15 protein-coding genes are annotated in these 15,202 nt (G+C 46.1%); 13 read left to right on the top strand and 2 right to left on the bottom strand.

Annotated features, from left to right (window positions below):
• On the top strand, positions 1–321 hold a 321-nt coding region (locus tag RT269_RS16670), incomplete at its 5' end, for an undecaprenyl-diphosphate phosphatase (protein WP_313184223.1).
• 90 nt (positions 322–411) lie between these two features.
• On the opposite strand, the gene RT269_RS16665 is transcribed toward RT269_RS16670, so the two are convergent.
• Entirely contained in the window at positions 412–657 is a 246-nt protein-coding gene (locus RT269_RS16665; protein WP_313184222.1) for an HPr family phosphocarrier protein, read from the bottom strand.
• Positions 658–931: 274 nt separating this feature from the next.
• Positions 932–1,960 carry a 3-deoxy-7-phosphoheptulonate synthase gene (locus RT269_RS16660; protein WP_313184221.1) on the bottom strand — a complete coding sequence of 343 codons (1,029 nt, stop codon included), beginning with the start codon at positions 1,958–1,960 and terminating at the stop codon, positions 932–934.
• Between the two features lie 173 nt (positions 1,961–2,133).
• On the opposite strand from RT269_RS16660, the gene RT269_RS16655 reads away from it, so the two are divergent.
• The 12 genes from RT269_RS16655 (at position 2,134) to RT269_RS16600 (ending at position 15,143) form a co-directional block, all read left to right on the top strand.
• Positions 2,134–2,421, top strand: coding sequence for a hypothetical protein (locus RT269_RS16655; RefSeq protein WP_313184219.1), 288 nt, complete (start codon positions 2,134–2,136; stop codon positions 2,419–2,421).
• Between the two features lie 3 nt (positions 2,422–2,424).
• Entirely contained in the window at positions 2,425–3,234 is an 810-nt protein-coding gene (locus RT269_RS16650) for a MurR/RpiR family transcriptional regulator (protein WP_331664181.1), read from the top strand.
• A gap of 188 nt (positions 3,235–3,422) precedes the next feature.
• Positions 3,423–5,015 (top strand): PTS transporter subunit EIIC, encoded by a 1,593-nt coding sequence (locus tag RT269_RS16645; protein WP_313184217.1) that lies wholly within the window; start codon positions 3,423–3,425, stop codon positions 5,013–5,015.
• A 35-nt stretch (positions 5,016–5,050) separates the two neighbouring features.
• The gene (locus RT269_RS16640; RefSeq protein WP_313184216.1) at positions 5,051–6,376 is read left to right on the top strand and encodes a 6-phospho-alpha-glucosidase; all 1,326 of its coding nucleotides are present in this window, start codon (positions 5,051–5,053) and stop codon (positions 6,374–6,376) included.
• Positions 6,377–6,629: 253 nt separating this feature from the next.
• The gene (gene deoC, locus RT269_RS16635; RefSeq protein ID WP_313184214.1) at positions 6,630–7,328 is read left to right on the top strand and encodes a deoxyribose-phosphate aldolase; all 699 of its coding nucleotides are present in this window, start codon (positions 6,630–6,632) and stop codon (positions 7,326–7,328) included.
• 22 nt (positions 7,329–7,350) lie between these two features.
• Positions 7,351–7,812 carry a PTS sugar transporter subunit IIA gene (locus tag RT269_RS16630; RefSeq protein WP_313184212.1) on the top strand — a complete coding sequence of 154 codons (462 nt, stop codon included), beginning with the start codon at positions 7,351–7,353 and terminating at the stop codon, positions 7,810–7,812.
• On the top strand, positions 7,809–9,173 hold the full coding sequence (locus tag RT269_RS16625; RefSeq protein ID WP_313184211.1) for a PTS fructose transporter subunit IIC: 1,365 nt from the start codon (positions 7,809–7,811) through the stop codon (positions 9,171–9,173). The genes RT269_RS16630 and RT269_RS16625 overlap by 4 nt, the downstream gene beginning before the upstream one ends.
• Before the next feature lie 26 nt (positions 9,174–9,199).
• A complete protein-coding gene (locus tag RT269_RS16620) occupies positions 9,200–10,216 on the top strand; it encodes a Gfo/Idh/MocA family oxidoreductase (protein WP_313184209.1) in 1,017 nt (338 codons plus the stop codon).
• 89 nt (positions 10,217–10,305) lie between these two features.
• Positions 10,306–11,346: an alcohol dehydrogenase catalytic domain-containing protein gene (locus RT269_RS16615; protein WP_313184207.1), complete on the top strand. Its 1,041-nt coding sequence runs from the start codon at positions 10,306–10,308 to the stop codon at positions 11,344–11,346.
• Positions 11,347–11,467: 121 nt separating this feature from the next.
• Positions 11,468–12,247, top strand: coding sequence for a DeoR/GlpR family DNA-binding transcription regulator (locus RT269_RS16610; protein ID WP_313184205.1), 780 nt, complete (start codon positions 11,468–11,470; stop codon positions 12,245–12,247).
• Between the two features lie 624 nt (positions 12,248–12,871).
• Entirely contained in the window at positions 12,872–13,693 is an 822-nt protein-coding gene (locus tag RT269_RS16605) for a MurR/RpiR family transcriptional regulator (protein ID WP_313184203.1), read from the top strand.
• A 79-nt stretch (positions 13,694–13,772) separates the two neighbouring features.
• Entirely contained in the window at positions 13,773–15,143 is a 1,371-nt protein-coding gene (locus RT269_RS16600; protein ID WP_313184202.1) for a PhoH family protein, read from the top strand.
• Positions 15,144–15,202 lie beyond the last annotated feature (59 nt).

The following is a 15,202-nucleotide window of genomic DNA, read 5'->3' as shown; positions in this document are numbered from 1 at the left end:
CGTTCCGGTGCCACCATTCTCGGCGCCATGATCCTGGGATGTTCCCGGGCGGCTTCCGCAGAGTTTTCCTTTTTCCTGGGAATACCGGTGATGTTTGGAGCCAGCCTTTTAAAGGTTGTGAAATATGGAATGAATTTTACCGGATCTCAGATCTTCTATCTGATTTTAGGCATGGTGGTGGCTTTTGTAGTTTCTGTTTATTCGATTAAGTTCTTAATGGGATATATCAGACAGCATGATTTTAAATTCTTCGGGTATTACAGAATTGTATTGGGAGCAGTGGTGTTTTTGTATTTTATCATTACGGCTTTCCTTGGTTAAGGAAAATAAGAAAAGAGAGTTGATGATCAGCGTTATGCTAATATCAACTCTCTTTTTTATGATAGTTCATAAAGGTTCCTTTCTGACGGATTATGGTTGAAACAGCATCTCGATCCGTCCTTCGGCGGCCAGTTCATCAATGCCGTCGAAATTAAATTGTAAGCTCCGGTTCTGCGTGTTAAGCCCTTTTTTCATCTCATCGTAGTCCTTGACATTCACCTTTGTTAAACCGTAGTCAATATAGATATCACAGTCAAAAGCATTAGCGGTGTTGATTAAAAGCGCGAGGGGAATGGGGGTGTAACGCAGCTGGATATCGACTTCAATGGTCCGCATACCCATACCTCCTTTTCCTGATAGCCGGATAAACCCGGCATGAACGTGCCAACAGCATAGGGGGTTATAGAGATATCAACAGGATGAAGAGCCATATAGATGACTCTGATTTTATTTTATCATCTCTTGTTAGAAAAACAAGAGAAAATTGAAGAATAGTTAAAAAACAGGTTAATTACTAATAATAAACGGAGAATACGGATAGTATTCAGTAAAAAGAAACATGCCGGAGACAGTAAAAGCGCCTCTGGCATGACTTAAGTTAAAATACTATTTATGCATTTTCAGCAATTTCATAGATCAGACGCTCGGAATCTTCCCATCCCAGACAGGGATCGGTGATGGATTTTCCGTAGATGCCTTCTCCGACTTTCTGGCTGCCTGGCTCAATGTAGCTTTCAATCATCAGGCCTTTTATCAGGGAACGGATTTCCGGGGAATGCTTTCTGCTGTGCAGGACTTCCTTGGAAATACGGATCTGTTCCTTATATTTTTTGTTGGAATTGGAGTGGTTGGTGTCTACGATGCAGGCCGGGTTCTGGAGATTGCGGCGGCTGTACATCTCATAAAGAAGGAATAAATCTTCAAAGTGGTAGTTGGGGATGCACTGGCCATGCTTGTTGACCGCTCCCCTTAGGATGGTGTGGGCCAATGGATTGCCCTTGCTCCTCACTTCCCAACCTCTGTAGGTGAAATCATGAGCCTGCTGTGCGGCCACTACGGAGTTAAGCATAACAGACATGTCTCCGCTGGTAGGATTTTTCATGCCTACGGCAACGTCACAGGCACTGGAAGTCAGACGGTGCTGCTGGTTTTCCACGGAACGGGCACCAATGGCAATGTAAGACATAATATCATCCAGATATCCCAGGTTTTCCGGATACAGCATCTCATCGGCTGTGGATAAACCTGTTTCAAGGAACACATTCATGTGCATCCTGCGGATGGCAATGAGGCCTTCATGCATGTCCGGCTTTTTTTCCGGATCAGGCTGGTGAAGCATTCCCTTGTATCCTTCTCCGGTGGTTCTGGGTTTATTGGTATAAATTCTTGGGATGAGGATCAGACGGTCTTTTGTCTTTTCCTGTACCGTTACAAGCCGGTTCGCATAATCAGAAACAGACTCCTCATTGTCAGCAGAGCAAGGACCGATAACAACAAGGAATTTATCGCTTTTTCCTGTGAGTACATCGCTGATGGCTTGATCTCGTTCTATTTTAAGGGCTTTATATTCTGCGGGAAGTGGAAAGCGTTCCTTGATCTCTTCCGGGCTTGGCAGATTGTTTACGTATTGAAATCCCATGGCATCCTCCTGTGTATGTGATTATTCTGTGTTTTTTCTGTTGATTATATAACAGAACCCGTGAAAAATCCAGCATTCATTGAAAATTTAGCAATGTGCCTCCCTAAAGTGTTTCTTTTTAAGGAAAAATGGTGTATGATTGCAGAGAATGAAAAGAGGAAGGATGGATTTCAATGGAACGATACTGGAATTGGCAGGGAAACTATATCGGAGTAAGGCAGAGGGATTATTTAGCCGCCTGTGACGGAAGGATTCTTGGAAAATTCTATGGAAAGGAAATCTACGACCAGAATGGGAATTACATCGGAGAAGTGGGCAGGGGCGGCCGGCTGATAAAAAACAAGAACAAGGAAGAGTTTCGCCGCCAGGGGTTCAGCACCTATGTGAAGGGAACCATAACCGCGCCGTTAAAGGACTGCGCCCCTTATCCCATGATCCAGGGGTATGAAGATTTTTTATAATGGATGAGAGACGAGAATGAGGAAAGAAGGATAGCAGGAATGGTGGATTTAAGCAAACTGACAGCGGGAAAGAACCTGACTGAGGTGGAGGACAGTGTTCTCCGTTATATCATTGAACACATGGATTCCATGCTTAAAATGGGGGTGAGGGGAGTTGCAAAGGAAAATTACACCTCCACCTCAACCATTATGCGCCTGACAAAAAAACTGGGCTACAGCGGGTTTGTGGATATGTATTACAAGCTGCTGCCGCTTGTAAACCGGGCCAGGGACAATGAGGACGCCGGAATGCAGTTTATCAACAGCTTTTGCTCCAACTCTCTTTTAAAGTATAATACCTATGAAGACATCCGGGAATTTGCCAGGCGGCTGGGACATCTGGAGGTCGGTTACGTATTCTTGTACGCAACGGGCTTTTCCGCCATTCCTGTGGAATATTTAACAAAAAAGCTTCTTGTCCTTGGGATAAAATGCATTTATTCCAATGGAATGGATTCCATCGGTGTTTTTGAAAACAATCTGGAGAATATGAAAATGCTCATTGTAGTTTCCAGGTCAGGAGAAACGGACTGGGTAGCGGACCGGGTGAAAACTGCCAGAGAGAACGGCGTTTTTACCGTGTCATTTACCAATGAGGCGGAAAACCGGGTCAGCTCCATAACAGATATGCAGTTTCGCATAGAGGACAGCAATAAGCTGGATGACAGAAATATGATGGCAAACACATTTTTCCCCAATGTGTTCATGCTGATGGAGCTTTTAATCTACGAATATCATAAGGTGCTTCAAAATATGGATAAAAAAGAAGAATAAAGGTTCCGGATGACGTTTAAAATAGCGGCATCCGGACTTTTTTTGAAACCTGTTACCACTTGGAATAACAGGTTCCTATTCTTTCCCAAAGTATATACAAAGGGGGAGACGGCGGCTATAATACGGATATGAATTTCACGTGAAATGAAAAACAGATAACCATTCATTGATAGTTGGAGGAAAAGAGAATGAAAGATAAAGTGATGGATCAGTTGCAGCGCTTTTCAAAAGCAATGTTCATCCCGGTTTTGATCCTGCCCATCGCAGGTATTTTAATCGCTGTGGGAAATTTATTTACCAATGCAAAATTGCTGGAGCTTCTGCCCTTTATGGACAATCCGGTGACAAAGGGCTTTGGCACCATTTTGTCTGGTTCCCTGGTTTCGATCTTAAATAACCTGGGGCTGATCTTCTGTGTGGGACTTGCGGCAGGCCTTGCCAATAAGAAGAAATATGAGGCTGGTTTTACCGGTCTTTTGGGGTTTCTGGTATTCATTAACGCCATGAACAAGTTCATGACCCTGACGGGGATCCTGTTTACTGGGGAATCTTTAAGGGGAACGGGTCAGGCCATGGTGCTGGGCGTTCAGATCCTGGACATGGGCGTGTTCCTTGGAATTATTCTGGGAATCGTAACAGCCATGGTCCATAACCGGTTTTGTGAAACCGAATTTCAAAATGCGTTCCAGATTTACGGTGGTTCCAGGTTTGTATTCATCGTATTGATTCCTGTGACCGTTTTACTGGCTGTGCTCCTTACTTATGTATGGCCCTTTGTCCAACTGGGAATCACCAGCCTTGGAGGATTCATTAATCGTTCCGGAAACTTCGGGATCTTTATTTACGGTGCCCTGGAACGTCTTTTAATACCAACAGGCCTCCATCATCTGGTCTATACCCCGTTTTTATATACCTCTCTTGGAGGCATTGAAACCATTGGGGGACAGGTGTTTGAGGGGGCAAGGAACATTTATTATGCAGAAATCGCAGACCCTTCCATTCAGGTACTGTCCCGGTCCGTGATATGGGATGCAAGAGGAATTTCAAAGATGTTCGGCCTTATGGGTGCCTGTCTTGCCATGTATCATACGGCCAGACCGGAAAACCGCAATAAGATAAAAGCCATTCTGATTCCTGCTGCATTCACTTCTTTCATCGCAGGTGTTACAGAGCCTATTGAATTTTCCTTTATGTTCGTGGCTCCGGTCCTGTTTATTGTTCATGCGGGGTTAAGCGGACTCAGCATGGTGGTTCTTAATCTGCTGAATGTCCGTGCCATCGGTCCCAACGGCTTCCTGGATTTCCTGCTTTTCAATGTGCCTCTTGGAATCCATAAAACCGGATGGCCCATGTACATCGTCACAGGCCTTATATTTTTTGTAGTCTATTATGCCATATTCCGCCTTCTCATTACAAAACTGAATCTAAAGACTCTGGGACGGGAAACAGAAGGCATGGAAATGAAGCTTCACACCAAGGCGGAGTATAAAGAAAAGGTTGCTTCTGAAAAAGAGGGAAAAGACGCCGATGATGTGGATGCCCCGCTGATTATAAAAGCCCTGGGCGGTGCCGGCAATATTGAAAAAGTAGATAACTGCTTCACCCGTCTTCGACTGATCCTTACAGATCCGGACCTGGTACTGGAGGATGTGCTGAAAAACGGCACCGGAGCCAATGGCGTGGTGAAAAAGGGCAATAACGTTCAGGTAATCTATGGTTTAAAGGTAACTGCCGTAAGAAGGGCTGTTGATGAGGAGCTGGGAAACGGCGAAAGTAACTAACTGATAAACCAGACAAAGCAAGGAGGTAAAATATAGTGAAAAAATTCTCAATTGTAATCGCAGGAGGCGGAAGTACTTATACGCCAGGTATTGTAATGATGATGATGGATAACCTGCATCGTTTTCCCATACGTTCTTTAAAGCTTTACGACAATGACGGAGAGCGCCAGGAAACCCTGGCAAAGGCCATAGGCATCGTAATGAAGGAAATTGCACCGGATGTGGAGTTTTCTTATACAACAGATCCTAAGGAAGCCTTTACTGATGTGGATTTCTGCATGGCTCATATCCGGGTGGGCAAATATGCCATGCGGGAGCTGGATGAAAAAATTCCAATGAAATACCATGTGGTGGGACAGGAGACCTGTGGTCCCGGTGGAATCGCATATGGGATGAGAAGCATTGGCGGTATGATGGAGTTAATTGATTTCATGGAAAAATATTCTCCGGACTGCTGGATGCTTAATTACTCCAATCCTGCTTCTATTGTGGCGGAGGCCTGCCGTGTGTTAAGGCCTGATTCCAAGGTATTAAATATCTGCGACATGCCGGTGGGAACCAAGAGACGTATGGGATACATTGTAGGCAGAGATCCCAAGGATATGGATGTGAAATATTTTGGACTGAACCATTTTGGCTGGTGGACCAGCGTAAAGGATAAGGATGGGACAGACTTGATGCCGCAGCTTTTGGATTATGTGTCTAAAAACGGGTATCTGACGGAAAAGGCTGTGGAGACTCAGCATATGGATGAAAGCTGGCAGCTGACCCATAAAAAGGCGGCTGATTTATTAAAGCTGGAGCCGGATTTTCTTCCCAATACGTATTTAAAATACTATCTTTACCCGGATTATGTGGTGGAACACACCGATCCCAATCATACCAGAGCCAATGAGGTGATGGAGGGAAGAGAAAAAGAAGTGTTTGGCGCCGCAAGAGCCATTATTAAAGCAGGGACCGCAAAAGGCGGAGAGTTCTCCATTGACAATCACGCTTCCTTTATTGTGGATCTGGCCTGCGCGATTGGGTTCAATACCCGGGAGCAGATGCTCTGCATCGTGGAAAATAAAGGAGCCATCTCTAATTTTGACCCTACCGCCATGGTAGAAGTTCCTTGTCTGGTAGGGAATGAAGGACCGGAGCCTTTGTGCCAGGGGAACATTCCAACCTTTGAAAAGGGCATGATGGAAGAGCAGCTTGCAGTGGAACGCCTGGTGGTAGAGGCCTGGACCGAAGGAAGCTACTTAAAGCTGTGGCAGGCCTTAACCTTATCAAAGACTGTGCCAAGCGCCTTTGTTGCAAAACAGATTTTAGATGATCTGATAGAGGCCAATAAAGAATATTGGCCGGAATTAAAGTGAGATTTTCGCAATTAGATAACTAAAAAAGCTCTTAGGGAGACTTTAGCCTCGTCCTTTTGTCAGGACGGGGCTTTTTTGTGTTATAAATTAACATTGCATTCCATCGGTACGCAACAATGAAATGGTCTGAATTAAAATGAAAACGAAGGAAGCAAAAATATATGAAAGTATATTATTGACAAATACAAAAAATATGATAATATAAAATTGAGATATGAAACCAAACAAAAACAAAAAGAAAGGAAATGAAAGAATGAAACTAAGCGAGTTGACGGAAGCAAAGCTGGCAAATCTGTTTGACCATACCTGCTTAAAAGCCGGTGCGGTAAAAGCTGATTTTGATCAGCTGTGCAGGGAGGCAAAAGAGAATGGTTTTAAGATGGTTGCGATTAACTCCTCACCGGTTGCCTATTGCAAATCCCTGTTAAAGGATACTCCGGTTCATGTGGGGGCCGCAATCGGATTTCCTCTGGGACAGACAACCATCGAGACAAAGTGCTTCGAGACACAGGATGCGATTTCCCATGGGGCGGATGAAATTGATTATGTAATCAATATCGGGGAACTGAAAAACGGTAATTATGATTACATAGAAGAAGAGATGAGGCGGATCTGCGATATCTGCCGAAAAGCAGGTGTCTTGAGCAAAGTTATTTTTGAAAACTGCTATCTCGAAAAAGATGAGATCCGTAAAGCAGCGGAGATTGCCAAAAAAGTAAAGCCGGATTTTGTTAAGACCTCTACCGGGTTTGGTACAAGCGGGGCCACTGCAGAAGATGTGAGGCTGATGAATGAGGCCGTAGGAGAAGAAATCAAAGTGAAGGCAGCAGGAGGAATACGTGACTGGGAAACCTGCAGGCAGATGATTGAAGCCGGAGCTGAACGCATCGGCACCAGCAGCAGTTTTAAGATACTGGAAGGCTACCGTGAAGCTTTGAAGTCCGGCTATTAAAAGATGAGGGTGGGGAACAAACATGCTTAAAATTTCAGCTTTAATCAATGAAGATTTAATGATTACAGATTTATCGGCAGGCCATAAGGAGAAATGTCTGACTGATATGATTGCCCTGCTAAAGGCAGAAGGCCGGATCGAAGACGAAGCGGTCTTCCTTGAGACAGTGATGGAGCGGGAAGCGGTCGGACCTACGGGAATCGGCGTGCAGGTGGCAATTCCTCATGGTAAGAGCCACACAGTCAAGAGGCCAGCCCTGGTTTTTGCGAAAAGCAAAGAGGGTGTGGATTTTAATGCTCCGGATGGGAGCCTTGCCTCCCTGATCTTTCTGATTGCAGTTCCGGACACAACAGAGGATCTGCATTTAAAGATATTGGCAAAGCTTGCAAGAAGCCTGATGCATGAAGAATTCAGAAGCCGTTTACTGGCATGTGAGGATAAAAGACAGCTGTTCACTATTTTAGAAGAGGGGGTTTCTTTATGAAATTAGTAGCAATTACTTCCTGCTCCACAGGAATCGCACATACTTATATGGCTGCAGAGAAACTTATGATGGAAGCTAAGGCCATGGGACACGAGATCAAGGTTGAGACACAGGGGTCCATTGGTGCGGAAAATGTACTTACAGCGGAAGACATTGCCGCAGCAGATGCAGTGCTTATCGCAGCCAATACCGGTGTCAACAAGGAACGGTTTCATGGAAAGCGTCTGTATGAGACCAATGTGGAGGACGGGATCAACAAGGCCGGTGAGATCATTGAGAAGGCACTGGCAAGTACCTATATTTACAAGAACGCTGAGGCAGGTATGGAAACGAATACAGCGCAGCATGGGAAACAAAAGGTCAGTGTCTACAAACATCTGATGGCAGGTGTTTCCTATATGATTCCCTTTGTCGTGGCGGGAGGCATCTGTATTGCCCTTTCTTTTGCATTCGGCGGCATCCATTCGGAGGGGCCGATAGCACAGGCCTTCAGCATGATTGGCGGCGGAGTCTGCATGGCCCTGATGTTCCCAATTCTGGGAGGATTTATCGGACACTCCATCTCAGACCGGCCCGGCCTTCTGCCCGGCATGGTGGGCGGTATGCTTGCCAGCACATTGAACGCGGGATTTTTAGGAGCGCTGATCGGTGGATTTTTAGGCGGATATGCGGCATTATTCTTAAAAAAGGTGATTAAAATGCCAAAGGGTCTGGAGGGCCTGATGCCTGTTTTGATCGTACCGTTTTTATCGTCTGTAATTGTAGGGCTTACCATGATTTTTATCATCGGTACTCCGTTTAAGGCGCTGAATGTTTGGATCACAGAGTTTTTAAACAGCTTATCCGGTGTGAATTCCGCCCTTCTGGGATTGATTCTTGGGGCAATGATGGCGGTCGATTTAGCTGGGCCCATCGGAAAGGCAGCTTATTTCTTTGGGGTTGCATCTTTAACGACCTTGTCACCTGGAGAGACAGCACCGGTCATGGCGGCGGTTATGGCCTCGGGTATGGTTCCTCCGTTAGCAATGGCACTTTCCACCATCATTGCAAAGGATCGTTATACCACAGACCAAATTGAGTCGGGGAAGACGGCCTGGATCCTGGGAGCTTCTTTTATCAGCGAGGGGGCAATCCCCTTTGCGGCAGCCGATCCGGTCCGTGTACTTCCTTCTGTTACCATAGGAGCAGCGGTTACCGGAGCGCTTTCCATGATCTTTAACTGCGGGCTTGCAGTTCCTCATGGCGGAGCCTTTGTATTTGTTATTCCGGGGGCAGTTTCCAATCTGCCGCTCTACCTTGTGGCAATTATCGTGGGAACCATCATATCCGGAGTTTTGGTAAGCTTTTTAAAGAAACGCTGATTGAACAGCGGTGAGGGGAAATAAGGATGAGAGACATAATAAATATCTGTTTGATCGGCGCAGGGCGTGCAGGAATGATTCATGCAAGAAATTTCGTATCCCGTGTACCCTATGCGAAAATGGCGGCAGTCTGTGATCCTTCGGAAGCTGCATGCCAGGCGGCGGTGAAGGAGCTGGAGATTTCACTGTATTACACAGATTATAAGGAAGCACTGAAAAATGAAGAGATCGATGCCGTAGTCGTTGTCACGCCCACCGTGTTTCACCGTGAGATTGTGATAGCGGCCGCAAAGGCAAAGAAACACATTCTCTGTGAAAAGCCAATGGCCATGAATGAGAAAGAGTGCGAGGAGATGATCGCTGCCGCAAAGGCAAACGGCGTCAAGCTTCAAATCGGGTTCATGCGGAGATTTGATGACAGCTTTGTCTATGGGAAGAAGCTTGTGGAGGAAGGGGAGATCGGTGATGTGGTGCTTGTTAAATCTCTCACAAGGGGCCCAAGCATACCCAAGCCATGGATGTATGATATTAAAAAGAGCAACGGTCCCCTCGCAGAAGTTAACAGCCATGACATCGACACGCTGCGCTGGTTTACAAAAGGAGAATTTCAGACCGTATACGCTGTGGCTGGAAATTACCGGTGCATGGAGGCGAAAGAAGAGTTCCCAGATTTTTATGATAACGTAATACTGAATGCAAAGTTTGACAATGGCATTCTGGGAAGCATTGACGGCGCCCAGGGAGTGGGCTATGGATACGATGCGCGCGTGGAAATACTGGGAACCAGAGGACTGATCACATTAGGGGAGCTAAAGGATAAGTCCACAGTCATTTATACCAAAAATAAGGTTGGTAAAATGGATGTTGTGAACAGCTGGACCCACCTGTTCCGGGAGGCTTATATCAATGAAGACATCAGCTTTATCCAGGCGATTTTAAATGACCGGGAACCGGAAGTGACAGGGAAGGACGGTTTGATGGCCGTAAAGGTGGTCAATGCCGGAAATGAATCCATTGTCACCGGAGAGATTGTGAAACTTTAAGGTGCATGCTGCAGGAATTGTACCGCAGGGAACGTCCTGCAGGAAACGTCCTGCAGATGCAGAGCGTGCAGAAATATAAGGGAGTATTTATGAAAGCGATAAGATTATATGGAAAAGAGGATCTGCGTCTGGAGGACGTAAATGTACCTGAAATATCCGAGGATGAAGTTCTGATAAAGACAAAGAGTGCGGCGCTTTGCGGAACTGATATCCGGATGTACAAAAACGGTGCGTCAGGAATCGATAAGGATCATCCGCTGATCATCGGACATGAGATCAGCGGGATCATTGAACAGGCTGGCAAACAGGTACGGGGCTATCGTCCCGGCATGAGGGTTGCCGTGGCCCCCAATATGGGCTGCGGAACCTGTGACCGCTGTGTGTCCGGCAATACCCATCTGTGCGCGGATTATCAGGCGCTTGGAATCAACTTAGACGGGGGATTTGCCGAATATGTCAGGATTCCGAAAGCTGCGGTTATCCAGGGAAATATAAAAATTCTGGAGGACCACATGGGCTTTGACGAGGCGGCTGTGGCAGAACCGCTTTCCTGTGTGTACAACGGACAGGAGCAGGCAGGAATTCATCCCGGGGATAAAGTGCTGGTGATCGGAGCAGGGCCGATCGGTCTGATGCATGGAATGCTGGCAAAGATGCAGGGAGCAGGCATGGTCATGATGAATGATTTATCCGTAGAACGCCTGGCTTACTGTAAGTCTCTGTATCCGTATATGCAGACCATAGAGGCAGATTCCCTGCGTGAGACGGTGATGGGTCTGACGAAAAACCGGGGTGCGGATGTGATCATTGTTGCCTGTCCGTCGGGAGAAATGCAGTCCATGGCCATCGAGCTGGCAGGCTTGTTCGGCAGAGTTTTGTTCTTTGGAGGCCTGCCAAAAGACCGGGAGATGGTTTCGATCAATTCCAACCTAATCCACTATAAGCAGATCAGTATCCATGGAAGCACCAGAGCCAGCTTAAGCCAGTACCGCAAAGTCCTGGATTTTGCAGCAGACGGCGTTATCGACTTAAAGCAGCTGGTTACCCATGTCTATGAGATAGGCGACTATCAGACGGCGTTTCATGAAGCGGTGAAATCAAACGGACTCAAGCATGTGATACGATTTTAACCTCATTAGGCAGGCATCGAAGCGGATTGCGAATATCCGATTGACAATTGGCCTTCTCCTGACTTTATTTTTTCAGATATTTATAGTATATTAGATATAGTAAAAGCAGGGGTGAAGCCAAATGAATGAAAAAGAAACCGTATTTATGGAAGAACGAAAGCAGATGATTTTGAATTTACTGCAGGAGACCGAGAAGGTGACGGTAGCCTATTTAAGTGAACTGTTCAATGTATCAGGTGCAACAATCCGAAGCGACTTAAGAGATTTAGAGAACGAAAAGCTATTGCTCAGGACCCATGGCGGGGCAATGCGGATATCCAAGTCGGCATTTGAAATAGAGCCGCAAAAACGGGGAGAAGCTGCCGAATGCAAGGAGGCGATAGCCAGGGAGGCGGTAAAGTTCATTGACGACGGAGATACAATTGCTGTGGATACGGGCAGTACCTGTTATGCATTTGCCAAGTATCTGGGCAGTAAAAAGGATCTCCGCGTCGTGACCAACGACTTAAGCATTGCCGCTCTGCTTGACCAGTTTGAGGATGTTACGGTTTATTTCATCGGAGGTGTCATCCGCAAGCATTATAATTGTACCATAGGCGGCTTTGGCACCGCACCGTTTCAGGATCTGGTTGTTGATAAGGCAATTATGGGTACAAACAGTTTTACTCTGGCAAAGGGAGCGACAACCCCGGACGTGGGACAGGCGGAGATGAAAAAGCTGCTTGTGTCAATATCGGATAAGGTTTTCATCCTGGGAAGCAGTGATAAAATCGGCCGGAATTCGTTTGTGACCTTTGCGGAAAGCAATCAGATTGATGTGATCATTACGGATGGGGCGATCAGTAAGGCATATAAAGAAAGCATAGAGGACAGCGGTATTGAATTGGTGATTGCTGAATAAAAGGGAGTGGGGCTAGAAAATTACACTTCCACCTCAAACATTTATTTCTAAAAAGGCTGGGCTGCAGCGTGGTATGTGATAAAAACTGCAGCCCAGCCTTTTTATTTCTGCATGTTCTTTCCGCATGATATTGTAAGCACATAAAATACTTATACTACGGTATTACCTGACATATTCAAAAGAACCTAAATTACACCAGGCAAAAACATTTTGGCTTCTAATAGCAGCTTTTTTGGTGTATTAGATGTCGTTTATTAATATTCCATGTCCGTGGAATAACTGACCGTTCCTTCCTCTATACCTTCTATCATATCTATTACAGCAGCAAAATCGCTATGTCACCTTGCTTTATCAGCCATTTAAATGAAACTGGAACTAGCTGGGAATTACAAGGCCGCTTCCTCCATTCTTCTTTCTTTTCGACTCCCACATAGCCACTTAAACAATAAGCAGCAGGCATGTATTAAAGTTTACATGAATTGTCTTTCTTATTGACGTTCTGAGAAAGTTTACTTTCATTTTACTTCGGTTTGATGGATAAGTTTACATTGTGTATTTATACTGGAAGTGAAACAATAAGGCTGCATGATTAAGAAGTATCCGCAGCGCAGAGGAGGTGGCTTTATGCAACTGCATTTTCCGGCTTTGCCGGAAGAACTGACCAGTGCAGATCAAAAAATTATAGAATATATCAGCAGCCATACCGACGTATTTTTGTTTATGACCATCGGGCAGCTTTCAGCCTGTTTGGGACTGTCGGATGCCACGGTTTCCCGTTTTGCACGCCATGTGGGCTGCAAGGATTTTAAGGAGCTTAAGCATGTAGTAATACAACAAAGTACGGAACACAGGCCGGTGCAAAAAATAGCTGCACCGCTTTTGCAGGAGGCTGGATTCACTCTGCAAAATTGGTTCTTGGGGCAGCAGCATTGCTTACAAAAGACCCTGGAGCAGCTGGACATATCGGAGTTTGAGTGTGCTATTAAGTCGATTCAGGAGGCAAAGAGCATCTTTATTTATGCAAAAAATGCCTCATTCTCTCTGGGACAGCTTTTGTTTTTCCGCCTGCGCCGCCTTGGGCTTTCAGTGGTGCTTCTCCCAGCCGGTGGCGCTGAGGTGCTTGAAGGTTTGGCACAGGCAGGAGCAGGAGACCTTGTCATCCTGTTTAATATTTCCAGAGTTTCCCGGGAGGGACATATGATTCTTAAGTATCAGAAAATAGCTGCTTACCGTACGCTGGCCTTTACCAGCAGGCTATATGTACCGGATAAGCAAAAAGCTGATATACAGCTGTATGTTTACCAGGGTGAGGAAAAGGAATACCATTCCATGTCTGCCCCCATTGCTGTAGTAGATGGGCTGGTTGTGGCATTGTCGGAACGAATGGGATATGAATCTGCCCAATGGTTCGACAGACTAAAGAATAGGTACGTTGAAATCAACTGATTCTTCTAACACTGTGATTATTGTATATAGCCTGTCACTCAAAGTGAAAAATAAAACAAATGCAGAAAGTAGGAGTATAATGCCAAAAACTTATGTGCTGGATACCAATGTACTGATTCACGCCCCTTACGCTTTAGAATCCTTTGAAGAGAACTACATTGTCCTTCCTTTAGCAGTACTGGAAGAGCTTGACAGGCTTAAAAACTCCGATGGAGAATGCGGCAGCAACGCCAGGCAAGCGATTCGGTTACTGGAACATCTGCGTCTTTCCGGAAACCTCACTGAGGGCGTTCCCCTTTCAAACGGTGGATTTCTCCGATTGGAAGTAAACCATGTGGACGTTCCTCTGCCTGAAGGCATGCAGCCCAATAGCCAGGACAACCGCATCCTGAAAGTGTGCAAGGGGTTGTGCAATCAAGGGGAATCTGTCATTTTAGTTACCCGGGATATTGTAGTCCGGATCAAGGCGCAGATGATGGGAATTCCTGCGGAGGACTTTACTACCGATCAGGTTCCCGCTTCTTCGGGACAGTATACCGGGCGAGCGGAAGTATATGCTCCCGATGAAGCCCTGTCTTCTTTTAAGAAAAAAGGAGTGCCGGCGGAACTGCTTTACACCGTGGATGATGATGGGATATTTGCCCCGTTAAAACTTATTGAGAATCAGTTTGTACTGATCCGCTCGGATATTTCGGAAAAAAAGACGATACTGGGCCGCTATCAGAAGGGGAAAGTTGTAGCGCTGGCCTACAAGAATATCCGCCCTTTCGGGGTAAAAGCCCGTAACATAGGCCAGCAGTTTTTGCAGGAGGCCTTAATGCTTCCCGCTGATGAGGCGCCTTTAGTGATTGTAAAGGGTCCTGCGGGCACGGCTAAGACGTTTTACGCTCTGGCGGTCGGATTGGAAAAAACAGTGGAGCAGGCGCAGAAAGAATATCGCAAGCTTCTCATCTGCCGCCCCAATGCGCAATTTGATCAGGATATTGGATTCCTTCCGGGAAGTGAGCAGGAAAAAATCTCTCCTCTTCTCCGCCCCATCGTGGATAACCTTGAAATACTCTTAGACCATGGGCCCCAGGAATCCCGCTGGGACGAAAAAGAACTGCACGGCAGAATCGATTATCTTTTTACGACAGGCATTATCTCAGCCGAGGCCATGAATTTCATGCGCGGCCGTTCCATCACCGATACCTGGCTTATTATCGATGAGGCACAGAATCTGACTCCACGGCAGGTAAAAGGAATTGTTACCCGCGTGGGCAAGGGCACTAAAGTCATTTTGCTGGGAGATCCGGCTCAGATAGACCATCCACTTCTGGATGAGCGTACCAACGGCCTTTCTTATGCGGCGGAACGGATGAAGGGCAGCCCGCTCAGTGTTCAACTGGCGATGCTTCCTGATGAATGCGTGCGCTCAGATCTGGCCTTGGACGCGGCTCAAAGGATGTAAATACGGATGAGCAGTTGCACAAAAAATTTCTAACTGGTATTTTTAAATAAACACAAACT

The sequence above is a fragment of the Lacrimispora sp. genome, assembly GCF_032078915.1.
GTDB lineage: Bacteria > Bacillota > Clostridia > Lachnospirales > Lachnospiraceae > Lacrimispora.
The sequence above is the reverse complement of the archived record's forward strand: the minus strand, read 5'-3'. Positions and strand labels throughout refer to the sequence as shown.

Bases quoted from the DNA above. Each gene is read 5' to 3' on its own strand.
- RT269_RS16665 (WP_313184222.1), bottom strand. From the start codon at position 657: ATGCGGACCATTGAAGTCGATATCCAGCTGCGTTACACCCCCATTCCC.
- RT269_RS16660 (WP_313184221.1), bottom strand. From the start codon at position 1,960: ATGGGATTTCAATACGTAAACAATCTGCCAAGCCCGGAAGAGATCAAG.
- RT269_RS16655 (WP_313184219.1), top strand. From the start codon at position 2,134: ATGGAACGATACTGGAATTGGCAGGGAAACTATATCGGAGTAAGGCAG.
- RT269_RS16650 (WP_331664181.1), top strand. From the start codon at position 2,425: ATGAGAGACGAGAATGAGGAAAGAAGGATAGCAGGAATGGTGGATTTA.
- RT269_RS16645 (WP_313184217.1), top strand. From the start codon at position 3,423: ATGAAAGATAAAGTGATGGATCAGTTGCAGCGCTTTTCAAAAGCAATG.
- deoC (WP_313184214.1), top strand. From the start codon at position 6,630: ATGAAACTAAGCGAGTTGACGGAAGCAAAGCTGGCAAATCTGTTTGAC.
- RT269_RS16630 (WP_313184212.1), top strand. From the start codon at position 7,351: ATGCTTAAAATTTCAGCTTTAATCAATGAAGATTTAATGATTACAGAT.
- RT269_RS16625 (WP_313184211.1), top strand. From the start codon at position 7,809: ATGAAATTAGTAGCAATTACTTCCTGCTCCACAGGAATCGCACATACT.
- RT269_RS16620 (WP_313184209.1), top strand. From the start codon at position 9,200: ATGAGAGACATAATAAATATCTGTTTGATCGGCGCAGGGCGTGCAGGA.
- RT269_RS16615 (WP_313184207.1), top strand. From the start codon at position 10,306: ATGAAAGCGATAAGATTATATGGAAAAGAGGATCTGCGTCTGGAGGAC.
- RT269_RS16610 (WP_313184205.1), top strand. From the start codon at position 11,468: ATGAATGAAAAAGAAACCGTATTTATGGAAGAACGAAAGCAGATGATT.
- RT269_RS16605 (WP_313184203.1), top strand. From the start codon at position 12,872: ATGCAACTGCATTTTCCGGCTTTGCCGGAAGAACTGACCAGTGCAGAT.
- RT269_RS16600 (WP_313184202.1), top strand. From the start codon at position 13,773: ATGCCAAAAACTTATGTGCTGGATACCAATGTACTGATTCACGCCCCT.